Below are 12,161 nucleotides of genomic sequence, written 5' to 3' on the forward strand. Positions count from 1 at the left end.
TTCCGCTACGATACAACCCGTATCGTAGCGAGTTATTACAGAAGGGACAAGACCATGGGCGTTGCGTTGGATGCAGTGCATGAGCTAGAACGACAGGACTTCACCGCAGCTAGTGCGAGGTCGCTTGTCTCGCCGCAAAGCCAGCAAATGTCGGGCTTCTGCGCAGTTATCCAAGTGATCGAATTTCCCTGAGACGGTTGAACGCCTCGGGCAGTAAAGACCGCGGGTGAGAGGTAACAATCACGGCGGGGACCCTGATGAGTCCCGGGCCGGGTCGGCTCCCAAAAGGCACCGGCTCGGGACTCATCGGACATGCTCGCCAGTCGAGACGGTGGCCGCAGTCAGGCCACGGATGGCTGAACTCGGGATTACCCGGATAGCCGACGTCACCGGCCTCGATCGCATTGGGTTGCCGGTTTTCATGGCGGTCCGTCCTAATTCACGCGCCATCTCCGTAGCGCAGGGCAAGGGCGTAACACGTGACGCCGCAGTGGCATCGGCTCTCATGGAGGCCGTCGAGGGCTGGCATTGCGAGCGCGTCGATGTCGCGTTGGCGTACGACTCGTATGCGGCGTTGCGCAGGCGCGCGCGGACCGTTGATCCGATGCGCTTACCCGTGCGCAGGGGTGCTGTGTTTCAGCCAAGCTACCCGCTGTTGTGGGCCGAGGCCGCTGAACTGATAACGGGTGAGCCCATCTGGATACCGTTCGAATGCGTCTCAACGAACTTTGTCGAGCCGAATCGAGCCGGCGAGACTTTCATTGCGAGTACCAACGGGCTCGCGTCGGGAAACCATCGGTTGGAGGCGATCGTCCATGGTCTGTGCGAGCTGATCGAGCGAGATTCGTATGCGTTGTGGCTCGCGCGCGGCGGCAGCGATCAAGCGGGCACACGGGTCGACTTGACGACTGTGCACGACGGCGCGGTGCAGGGGTTGCTCTCGCAGCTATCGGACGCCGGAGTTTTGCTTGCCGTGTGGGAGCTCACCGCGGATACGGGCGTACCGGCTTTCTACTGTCAGCTCGTGGATCATCCAAATACGCCCCGGTGGGCGCATCTAGGCGTGTCCGCCGGTATGGGCTGCCACCTCGACGCTGTTGTCGCACTGTTGCGCGCCGTGACCGAAGCGGTGCAGTCCAGATTGACGAGCATCTCGGGGTCTCGTGATGACATGTTCCACTACGACACCCAGGCCAATCTCGACGACGTGCGTGCAACTGCAGAGCTTTTCCAGCGACCCGCGGACCGGGCGTTCACCCGAGTCGATCTCAGCACGGAGACGTTCAAGGACGACGTCGCCTGGCTTGGCGCGGCGCTTGCCCAGATTGGTCTCGACAGTGTTGCAGTCGTCGATCTGACGCGGCCCGATATCGGCATACCGGTCGTCAAGGTGGTCGTCGCAGGTCTAGAAACCAATCCGGAGGATGATCACTACGCTCCAGGTGAGCGCGCAATAGCGGCCGCAGGGAGCCCGACGTGAGCGGCGTTGTCGTGTTCATCGGACCGACCCTGCCCCTGGCCGAGGCGCAACGGGTGTTGCCGGGCGCTGAGTTTGTGGGACCGGCGCAACGAGGCGACATCGCCCGGGCGGTGCTCGATCGCCAGCCAGCCGCCATCGTGCTGATCGACGGGCTGTTCAACACTGTCCCCGCCGTCGTGCACAAGGAAATCCTGTTCGCGCTATCCAGCGGCGTGCGCGTGGTCGGTGCAGCGAGCATGGGAGCGCTGCGTGCCGCCGAGTTGTGGACGTACGGGATGGAAGGAATCGGCGAGATCTTCCGACGATTCCAGAGCGGTGCCTGGGAGTCAGACGATGAGGTAGCCGTGATCCACGGTCCGGCCGAGAGCGGGTTTCGGTCGGCTTCGGTCGCGCTGGCCAACATCCGGCTGGGGCTCGAGCAAGCATGCGAGCGCAAGCTTCTGGCGCCAGACCAAGCCGCGGGAATCGTCGAGAAGCTGCGCGCAGCCTTCTACCCTGAGCGTTCTTGGCAGGCTGCGTTCGCGATAGCACGCAACCTCGGCATGAGCGAGCAGGAGATTGGCGGCTTGAAGGCGTTCGTTGCTGCCGAGGCACCAGATGCCAAACGCGACGACGCCCTCGAAGCACTGAGCTCGGTCGGGGCGTGGCGCGAGTCGGACGCCAACGGCATGGCGGAGTCAGCGGCGGTCACATTCGACTTCGAGCCGACAATCTATTGGCGCAAGCTCTTAGGCGAGATCCACACTGCAGCACCTTTGGCTTGTGATCGAGGCAACGGAGACACACGTGTCGACTATCCGGCGCTGGTGCGTGATATCCGCGTGCAACCAGACGCCCGGGAGTTTCACCGCGGCGCTGCGCTGCTGCACCTCCTGCTGGCTCATGCGCGAGAGAACATGCCGCCGCTCACACCTGAGCAGTTGCAGCTCGCCGTCGATCGTTTTCGGCGGCGACGCGGCCTGCGCACCGCTGATCAGGCATTGAAGTTCTATCGCGAGCAACAACTCACCGGCAGCGAAATCGAAGTGCTTGCGCGGACAGAAGTCGCGCTCGACACACTGCTCGCGCAGCGCACTGGTAACCTCGCCGGGCTGCTCGCACTTGAACTCAAGCAGCGAGGCGAGTTCGCGGCCACGTTCGAGCGTGTATCGACCAAGCATCGCCTCCTCCAGGAACGAGCCGTGCACAGCCTGGCCTTGGAAGACCTCGGAGTGACGCTGGGTGAGCTGCTCGACTGGTACCAAGATCGGTTCGAGACGATCGAGGGATCCCTCGACTCGCATGCTGAGGCGCTTGGCTACCAATCGGCGCGAGAGTTCATCAGCGAGGTCATGCTCGAATATCACCTCCGGACCCAGGCCGCACCCACGCCTCAATCCGGTCGGTAGATGAGGAAGTGATCGTGTGACAGAAGGTGTGGAGCAGTGCGGGCGTAGCTGCGGGCTGGATCGCGGCAGTTTTGTTGCAGCGCACGGTGTCTCGGGATGTGTCGGCCATGCAGATCGAATCGCCCGACGTCCCCAGCGTCGGGTCGGTGCTTACGCCGATCCGGGCGTGACAGCGGCCGATACTCAGCTACTTCCCACCGTCTTGGCCCAGATTCCGCATGACCCATCAGCTTTCACCGAGGGCATTGAAATCGGCGGGGCGAACCTTTATGAGAGCACTGGACTGTGGGGGCACTCGCAGCTGCGTGAGCTCGACCCAGCGACAGGCGCGCTGCGCCGTTCGGTTTCGCTTCCGCCCGACTACTTCGGCGAGGGCATTGCAATCGTCGGCGACCGGATCTGGCAATTGACATATCGCAACGGCATTGCGATCGAATGGGACAAGGATACATTGACTGTCATCCGCGAAGTGCCGATGAGTGGCGAAGGTTGGGGCTTGTGTTCGGACGGGCGCCGGCTGGTCCAAAGCGATGGTACCTGCCGGTTGCGCTTCCGTAACGCCGCCGACTTCGTTGAAACAGGTTCAGTCACCGTGATCACCCGGACGGGAGAGCAACTGAACGGGCTCAACGGGTTGGCCTGCGTCGACGGGCAAGTATGGGCCAACATCTTTCCGACGGACCAGATCGTGCGCATTGACCTGGCCACCGGCCTGGTCACCGCGGTCGTCGACGCTAGCGGCCTTCTACCCGGCCCTCGGACACAAGGCCAGGTGCTCAATGGCATCGCCCACGTGGACGGCCAGATATTCCTATTGGCGGCCAAGTGGTGGCCGTTCATGTTCCGCGTACGATTCGACCCAGCTCCGTAACCTGAGCTAGCTCCAAAATGGATAACCGGCTGGCAGTTGGCACTGTGCAGGCACGGAAGTCAAATCCGTACGTGGGCGCAATCAGGTCAGCGGCGCGTGAAAGAACCACAGCTGACCTTCCAAATCACGCGCACCCCACTCCCGCACGCCATAGCCTTGATCAACAGGCTCTTCGATTACCTGAGCGCCCGCAGCAGTGCACCGCTGATAGTGAACATCGGCGTCGTCGACGTTGATGACCGTCATTCCCGTTGCAGCGCCGACACTTTCGGGGGACTTGTAGTCATCGGCCGAGGGGTGCAGCCATATCACATGGTCCCCGGCGAACACCTCACCATGGACATACCGGCCCTGACCATCCTGATGCAGCGGCCCGGGGCTCAGCCCGAATACTCGTACGAGATATCGTGGGCGGCTGCGATGTCGTCATACACCAGCGACGCTGTCGTGCTGCGTACGTTCGAATCAAGCATCGTCATCTCCTCGATAGTGGCGAACAACTCTTCAGTGGACGGATCGCTAAAACGCGCAAGTGACGACGCCATTTTCGACAGCCGCGACTGCAGGCTGGTTGCGAGCGCAACACGCCGGCGTGTGTCATCGAGATGACACGTCACCGCATCGCGTAACTGCCACTGCGGATCATCGAGCACCTCTTCGATGCGAGGAAGCGAGAACCCCAGACGCCGGAGTAAGCAGATCCGGTAGAGGCGCGCCACATCCTCGCCGGTGTAGAGCCGATGACCGGTCGGCGTACGGTGAGACGCCTTTAGTAAGCCGATGCGGTCGTAGTGATGCAGCGCCCTCACCGTCAGCCCGGTCAACTCAGCCAGCGCACCCACCTTCCACACCCGCGGCTGGTTCGTCGGCTGCTCCACATCAGACATCTCGATAACGCTACGACCTCACGCCGCGTCAGGAGCAAGGTCGGTTTCCAGCCCTCTAAAAATCTCTAGTCGGTAAGAGGACTTTGCCGTAGGGGCCAATTCGAGATGGCATAGCGGCCGTTGACTCTTGGTGCAGGTGCTTAACACCGACGGTAAGCAGTTTAATATCGAAACATTGCGATATCACTATGCACAAGAGATAGTCCTTGAGTTGTTGTGGCGCCGAGCGATTAAGCACTATGGTTAATAAGGCGCCTGCCTAATTCTCGGCGGGTTGGCCGTCCGGAAGTGGGGCAATCAATACCGACATGTTCTCCTGGGGGGAACGGCCAGGGACGCTTCGGTCTATCGAAAGGCTGTGCGCCTATGGTTTTTCCGATGTCGCCCATGGATGCATTTTTCCTTTGGGCCGAGACGCCGAGGCGACCGATGCACGTGGGCGCGCTTGCGGTACTGAGCCCACCGGAGGGCGCTGGCGCACGCGATCTGCGCGACATGTTCGCGGCTGCGCTGGCACGGGATCACGTTCCGCCGCTGTGGCGGCGGCGCCCTCGTCGCTCGCTTAGCTCCTTTGGACAGTGGTATTGGCATACCGAGCTCGAGGTCGACCTTGACTACCACCTGCAGATTGGCGCGTTGCCAAGGCAGGCCAGCGAGGCTGGGCTATGGGAATTCGTCTCGGAGCTGCATACAGGGATGCTGGACCGCTCCCGCCCGCTGTGGCGGATGTATCTGATCGAGGGGCTCCCCGGACGGCGGTACGCCCTCTACATCAAGACCCACAGCGCGCTAGCCGATGGTGTCTCGGCGATGCGGCTATTGCAGCGGACCACCAGCTCCGACCCCGACCAGCGCGCGATGCCCGCTCTGTGGGAAGTGACCGGGCAGGCGCCCGGAGGCAACGTCGCGGCGTCTGCGAGCGCGGTCGATCCGCTAGCGGTCGTGCGCACCGTACTCAGCGCCGTTGGAGATCTCGCGGGTGTTGTGCCTGCACTGGCCGACGCGGCTTGGCGAGCGGTGCGGCGACGCGGCGGTCCGCTGACCCTGGCCGCACCGCACACCCCGCTCAATGTCCCGATCGGTTCCGCCAGATCGTTCGCCGGTCGCACTTTCCCAATCGATCGGCTGCGGTTAGTCGCCAAGCGCACCAACGCCACTCTCAACGACATTGTGCTCGCCATGTGCGCAGGGGCGGTGCGCCGTTATCTTCTCGACCGCGAGGCGCTGCCGGGCGCGCCGCTGATGGCAACCGTGCCCGTTTCTCTGCGTGGTGACGAACCCGCCGGCGCGCCAGATCAGGTTCCGGGCAACAAGATCGGGGCGTTGACGTGCTCACTGGCCACACACCTGGCCGACCCGGCGGAGCGGCTGGCGGCGGTACAGGCGAGCATGCGCGACGGCAAGGCCGCGCTGGCCGACCGCAGCCAGCTGCAAGTGCTGACCATGAGTGCGCTTGGCGCAGTCCCGCTCGCATTTGCTATGACGCTTGGCCGTACGCCAGGGCGGTTGCGCCCAACGAACGTGGTGATTTCCAACATTGTCGGCCCACAGGGCCCGGTCTACTGGAACGGCGCCCGCGTCGAAACGATTCATCCGTTGTCGGTCCTGTTTGATGGCCAGGCGCTCAATATCACGTGCACCAGCATTGACGATCAGATCGCCTTCGGCCTGACCGGATGCCGTTGCGCCGTTCCGCGGATCGATACTCTCGCCGATTCCCTCGACCGCGAACTCGATGTGCTGGAAGCCTTTCATCGCATTCCCGACGCGGACTGCCGTGATCGACGTCGCGGTCTGGGGTCACGCCGTGTCCGGCCTCCCCGGCGACCAAACCAAATCTAACGAGCAAACGCTGCCAGGGACAGGACTTGAGTGATCTATTCGGTCTTACACGACCGCACGCGCGAAGATAGTCCTGATCGGGGATGCGTATCAGCTGGCTCCGGCGCGGACACCGGGGCCTCAGTTATGAAAAGGGTCGTGGTTTGCTTCGGCTTTGGCGTGGAATGTGGGAGCGTTCCGCCGAAACCCGATTCCGGATCTCCTGGGGGACGAAACGACCGATCTCCTTGCGTGAGTCGATCGCCAGTTTCTGAAATATTGACGATATTTGGGCGTCGATGGTCTTGGTCGAGGTTCCTCGGCGCACTCCGATGGCACTGTTGGGCCAGCCGGCCGCGGCCAGGATGGCGACCTCTTGTTCTGCCTCCGACAAGGTCTCCCAGTTCGATGCGCCGTTTGCGGCGAAACGGTCGCGCGTCGAGGTGCCGATCGACCATGTGCCCAACGCGATTTGCTGCAACTCAGAGCGATCAACAAATAATCGCGAGCCGCGTTTCGCGACGTCGGCGTAGGTTTCTTGGCCCAGTACATCCCGCGCGACCTGTTCGGCCCTGCTCGTCTCGTCACAGATCGGACCCATGTTCTCGATCAGCACACCCAGCCGCGCGCGCTGTGCCTTCACACCTCCGGCAAGATAAGCGATCTCGCTGGCCAGCTTGACCAGGTTGCTACGAGGGGCGTTTCCGGCCGCAATCTGGTCGGTGATCAATCGCGCCAATGACCACATGCGAACGTGAATCACCCACGTGGGGCTCCATTGGTCCCCAAGAGGCACCTGGCAGGCGAGCGCAGCGCGCCCCAACCCCAACGCCTGTTCCGCATCTCCGTGCTTGGTCAGCGCGATCGCCAATAGCAGCTGCGCCCACGACTGTGCCATCCTGGCACCGGCCGCGGTGGTGCGCTCCAGGTGCCGCTGACAGACGCTGATCGCCTGCTCAGCCGGCCCGAACAACCCGGCGGCCATGGCCTCGAACATCTCACTCATCGTCTCGCCGCCATGATCTGCCACGCTGCGAAATTTCTCTCGGGCACGAGCAAACACCGTGATCGCTCGCGGGTCGCGGGCCCATATCAACTCGGCTCCCCAGGCATAGTCGACCACCGCTGGGAACCCGGTGTAGGTGTCTGGCCGGTCACGCCAGCGCCCTTCGCGGCCCGCAGCTTCATCGCACTGAGTAACACAGCGTTCCAAGAGATCCTCAGCGTCTTGAGAAAAGCCCTGTTGTGTGAGTAACCACGTGATCACTGCCGTTGCGACAAGCTGGACCTCTGCTGGCTGGGGTCCTGACGCTTGGGCAGTCGCAAGCGTCCGCTCGATGTAGCTGCGAATCTCCGGCAACGAACCGAGCAGGAATGGAGCTCGAAGCGATAGCATGCCAAGGGCAATCTGCAACCCCACGACTGGCTCTCCCGCCGCCAGGCTGGTATCGATGGCCCGCCGGATGTTCGACCACGCCCCCATTGCCCAGGTCAGCAACTCCTGGTCAGCCGGACTAAACCATTCGGCTTGCGCGCGCAGGACCTTGTCGCGGTAGTAGTAGCGGTGCCGCCGCGCCAGCCGAGCCAGCTCATTAACGTCTGCACTGGACCGCTTGGCCAGCCGATCCTCAGCGAACAAACGAAGGCTTTCCAGCAGAAAATAGCGCACCTTGTCGGTTGTCATATGGACCGATACCAGCGATTGCTCCACCAAGCGGTCGAGCAGTTCATGAATTTCCGTGCGGCTCAGACAAACCGCGACCCGGTCTGCACCCGCAGTGCTCTGCGCGCCGTTGCAATCCTGGATCGGCACATCGTCGGCGCAGACGACCTCGATGGCCTCCAACTCCGCGCCCACATCGACCGTAGTGTTGCCCTCCGCGCTGACGTCGTATCCGGGGGCAAAGGCCGACAACCGGTCAAACAGTAATCGCTGCTTGTCGGTGCACAGCTCATAGGACCACGCGATCACATCGGTGATGCTGCGGTGCCGGCCCTCCGACCCCACCCGCGGCCCACGGCGCCACCGCATCCGCATGTCGTCGGATTCACCGCTGAGCTGCTTAAGGATTAACGGCAACGGCTCGTAAAAGACCCGCGCGGCCGCAAGCCGGATACATAACGGATTCCCGTGCATGTGCATGCACACTTGCTCAGCCAACTTGACCTGGCCGGGCTCGCTGATCGGACGTTCAGCCAGCCCGGCGCGATGTTGGAACAACTCCAGCGACTGGGTGGCTGACAACGGGGGGACGGCATCGAGCTGCTCATCGACCCAGCCGACCGGCTCGCGGCTGGTCGCTAAGATCGTCAACCCCGGCACCGCATCGAGCAAATCGGCGATTACCTGTCCGGCACCGGCGAGCACATGCTCGCAGTTATCTACAAGCAACACCGTGTCGATGACCCGGCCGGCCGCATCCAGCGGCGAGAGTTGGTGCACCGCACCGTCCCACGCCGAGGCGCCGACGAATCCGTCTACCAGCACAGCGGCCGTCACCGCCTCCCGCACCGCTGCGGCATCGGCGCCTTTGGGCAAGCGCGCCAGGCGCACCGCGAAGACAGGTGTGTGCCGCGCCCGGTGCACCCGACGCAGGGCTTCTTCGGCCAGTCTGGTCTTGCCGATACCGCCCGGCCCGATCAACGTCACCAACCGGGCCGACCCCATCAACAAGGCGCCAATGCGATCCAGCTCCCGCTCACGACCGACAAACCCCGCGCCACCAGGCGGCAAAGCCGTTAGATTCCCCGGACCCCCGGAACGCATACCAACACGATAGTGGCCCACTGATACACGACCAACGGCTAACCAAGCGGGTGCAACAACGACCACACTTTCCGATAGCCGGGGCAGTGATCCGTCATCGCTCACAGGGCGGGATACGAGCTTGCACCGCTCAGCGCCGCCATGCCCAGCTGCCCGCCGGCACCTCTGCGCTTTGTCGGCCCGCAACAGCGCCGGGATCGCCAATCAGCGCATTGGGCGCCGGCAATCGTTATCCTCTGCCTCCAGATCGGTAGCGGATCTCAGCGACGAACCGACGACCTTGGCCGTCTAGAACGTCCCAGGAGTAGGGAGCGCGCCACTGCGTAATCCCCAGCTTGTGGACTATGCGGCGGGCATCCATTTCCGACCGTATGTCGGCCATGCGCCGACCGTCACTCGTTATCAGTATCCACATGGTTACGCCTACGGACGAATGTGCCTGGCAACTTCGTCGTTACACATAAAAGCGGCGGATGCGCCATCATCTCTCCTCGACTGAAATCTTGGTCTGGATCTTGTAACCGCCTGCCGCCCTTGGCATTACCGCCGGTTGCGGACGACCTGGCTCACGCGTTGGGGTGCAGCTATCCGTAGGGTTCGCTCGCATGCCATCCTCCCCGGGAACGCACAGTCGACATGTGCGGCGGAGCCACGTCTTGCCACGGTGGTAGAAACTAGCCGCCCGAAGGCCCGTATCGCCTTGATAGATAGGCGCTTTAGTGCGTCTAGGACGTGCGCTTTAGGTGAAATCCGTACAGGAACACCACCGTCCGGTGCGCTGCTTGCCAGCCGCAGTCGTGCATGGCCGACGGCGGCCCGCAAATCATCACCTCGCGACTTGGCACGTCGACGATTATCTTGACACCTCCTTGAACACGGATTTAACGGCGACCGAGATCTCAAATGCCAGCACCAAACTGGCGACATCCCGGATTGCGCCGATGCTCTCGCAGCTCACTCACCGAGCCATCCGAAAGTTATTGTGGTTCAGGCCGGGCACCGCTACATCGGTAAGCGGTAAGTGTCATACCTATTGCGCACCAGATGGTTCGGCGGCGACCGTAGCGCAAGGGCGCAAATGGCTCCCCAATCCGTGCAGCGCCAGCTGGTCTGCCACCGACCACTCGCTACCAGCTGGCTCCGGCGTGCACATTGGGGCCTAAGTTACGAACTGGATCGTGGTCTGCTTCGGCTTTGGCGTGGAATGTGGGAGCGTTCCGCCGAAACCCGATTCCGGATCTCCTGGGGGACGAAACGACCGATCTCCTTGCGTGAGTCGATCGCCAGTTTCTGAAATATTGACGATATTTGGGCGTCGATGGTCTTGGTCGAGGTTCCTCGGCGCACTCCGATGGCACTGTTGGGCCAGCCGGCCGCGGCCAGGATGGCGACCTCTTGTTCTGCCTCCGACAAGGTCTCCCAGTTCGATGCGCCGTTTGCGGCGAGACGGTCGCGCGTCGAGGTGCCGATCGACCATGTGCCCAACGCGATTTGCTGCAACTCAGAGCGATCAACAAATAATCGCGAGCCGCGTTTCGCGACGTCGGCGTAGGTTTCTTGGCCCAGTACATCCCGCGCGACCTGTTCGGCCCTGCTCGTCTCGTCACAGATCGGACCCATGTTTTCGATCAGCACACCCAGCCGCGCGCGGTGTGTCGTGACGCCTCCGGAAAGGTAGGCGATCTCGCTGGCCAGCTTGACCAGGTTGCTACGAGGGGCGTTTCCGGCCGCGATCTGGTCGGTGATCAATCGCGCCAATGACCACATGCGAACGTGAATCACCCAGGTGGGGGCCCATTTATCTCCGAGAGCTACCTGGTAGGCCAGCGCGGCACGACCCAGCTGCAGCGCCTGTTCTGCGTCGCCGTATTTGGTCAGCGCGATCGCCAATAGCACCTGGGCCCACGACTGTGCCATCTCGGCACCGGCCGCGGTGGTGCGCTCCAGGTGCCGCTGACAGATGCTGATTGCCTGCTCGGCCGGCCCGAGGAATGCGGCGGCCATGGCCTCGAACATCTCACTCAGCGCCTTGCCGCCGCGATTCGCGGTGCCATGAAACTTCTCGCGGGCGCGAGCAAGTACAGCGATTGAGCGCGGATCGCGGCGGGCAAACATCAGCTCGAAACCCCACGCGTAATCGACCACAGCGGGCAACCCGATATCGATTTCTGGGTGGTCACGCCAGTGCCCTTCGGGCGCCGCGTCTGGGGCATATGCATCGACACTGCGCTCCAAAAACTCCTCGGCCTCCTGCAAATGCCCGTGATTGAGGAGCAAGCAAGTAATGAGCGCCGGCGTGACACGTTCGAGCTCGCTCACCTGGTGTTGCGAGGCTTGGACGGCCGCCAACGTCTGCTCGATACGGCTGCGGATCTCCTGCAACGAACCGAGCAGAAATGGAGCCCGAAGCGATAGCATGCCGGTGGCAATCTGCAACCCCACGATTGGATCCCTGGCTGGCATGCTGGTGTCGATCGCGCGGCGAATGTTTGACCACGCGCCCATTGCCCAAATCAGCAACCCATGTTCGGCCGGACTAAACCATTCGAGTTGCGCGCGCAGGACCTTGTCGCGGTAGTAGTGGCGGTGCCGCCGCGCCAGCCGCGCCGGCTCATTAACGTCTGCGGTGGACCGCTTGGCCAGTCGATCCTCAGCGAACAGACGAAGGCTTTCCAGCAGAAAATAGCGCACCTTGTTGGGTGTCATATGGACCGATACCAGCGATTGTTCGACCAAGCGGTCGAGCAGTTCACGAATTTCCGTGCGGCTCAGACGAACCGCGAGCTGATCTGCACCACCAGTTTTCTGCGCGCCGTCGCAACCTTGGATCGGCACATCGTCGGCGCAGACCATCTTGATGGCCTCCAACTCCGCGCCCACATCGACTGTCGTGGTGCCGAGGTCCTCGGGGTTGACGTCATAGCCGGGGGCAAACGCCGACAACCGG

Annotated in this window: 8 protein-coding genes; 4 read left to right on the top strand and 4 right to left on the bottom strand. The window is 62.6% G+C overall.

The window, feature by feature from the left end; genetic code table 11:
* Nucleotides 1-226 precede the first annotated feature (226 nt).
* From ACQI5H_RS22990 to ACQI5H_RS23000, 3 genes are read left to right on the top strand one after another with little or no spacing between them, the layout of a single operon-like run.
* On the top strand, nucleotides 227-1,480 hold the full coding sequence (locus ACQI5H_RS22990) for a YcaO-like family protein (protein ID WP_427081595.1): 1,254 nt from the start codon (nucleotides 227-229) through the stop codon (nucleotides 1,478-1,480).
* On the top strand, nucleotides 1,477-2,868 hold the full coding sequence (locus ACQI5H_RS22995; RefSeq protein WP_427081596.1) for a TfuA-like protein: 1,392 nt from the start codon (nucleotides 1,477-1,479) through the stop codon (nucleotides 2,866-2,868). The genes ACQI5H_RS22990 and ACQI5H_RS22995 overlap by 4 nt, the downstream gene beginning before the upstream one ends.
* A 16-nt stretch (nucleotides 2,869-2,884) precedes the next feature.
* Nucleotides 2,885-3,739, top strand: a complete 855-nt coding sequence (locus tag ACQI5H_RS23000) for a glutaminyl-peptide cyclotransferase (protein ID WP_427081597.1) — start codon at nucleotides 2,885-2,887, stop codon at nucleotides 3,737-3,739.
* 81 nt (nucleotides 3,740-3,820) lie between these two features.
* Here ACQI5H_RS23000 and ACQI5H_RS23005 read toward each other — a convergent pair whose 3' ends face one another.
* Nucleotides 3,821-4,069 carry a VOC family protein gene (locus ACQI5H_RS23005; RefSeq protein ID WP_427081598.1) on the bottom strand — a complete coding sequence of 83 codons (249 nt, stop codon included), beginning with the start codon at nucleotides 4,067-4,069 and terminating at the stop codon, nucleotides 3,821-3,823.
* Nucleotides 4,070-4,119: 50 nt separating this feature from the next.
* Nucleotides 4,120-4,626: a MerR family transcriptional regulator gene (locus ACQI5H_RS23010; protein ID WP_427081599.1), complete on the bottom strand. Its 507-nt coding sequence runs from the start codon at nucleotides 4,624-4,626 to the stop codon at nucleotides 4,120-4,122.
* A gap of 366 nt (nucleotides 4,627-4,992) precedes the next feature.
* Here ACQI5H_RS23010 and ACQI5H_RS23015 point away from each other — a divergent pair, with 366 nt between their 5' ends.
* Nucleotides 4,993-6,468: a WS/DGAT/MGAT family O-acyltransferase gene (locus tag ACQI5H_RS23015; RefSeq protein WP_427081600.1), complete on the top strand. Its 1,476-nt coding sequence runs from the start codon at nucleotides 4,993-4,995 to the stop codon at nucleotides 6,466-6,468.
* Between the two features lie 124 nt (nucleotides 6,469-6,592).
* Here the strand turns inward: ACQI5H_RS23015 and ACQI5H_RS23020 are convergent, their stop codons facing one another.
* Both ACQI5H_RS23020 and ACQI5H_RS23025 read right to left on the bottom strand, forming a co-directional pair.
* Nucleotides 6,593-9,214: a helix-turn-helix transcriptional regulator gene (locus ACQI5H_RS23020; RefSeq protein WP_427081601.1), complete on the bottom strand. Its 2,622-nt coding sequence runs from the start codon at nucleotides 9,212-9,214 to the stop codon at nucleotides 6,593-6,595.
* Nucleotides 9,215-10,378: 1,164 nt separating this feature from the next.
* On the bottom strand, nucleotides 10,379-12,161 hold a 1,783-nt coding region (locus tag ACQI5H_RS23025; protein ID WP_427081602.1), incomplete at its 5' end, for a LuxR C-terminal-related transcriptional regulator.

Source organism: Mycobacterium heidelbergense (genome assembly GCF_050205645.1).
GTDB classification, from domain to species: Bacteria; Actinomycetota; Actinomycetes; order Mycobacteriales; family Mycobacteriaceae; genus Mycobacterium; species Mycobacterium heidelbergense_A.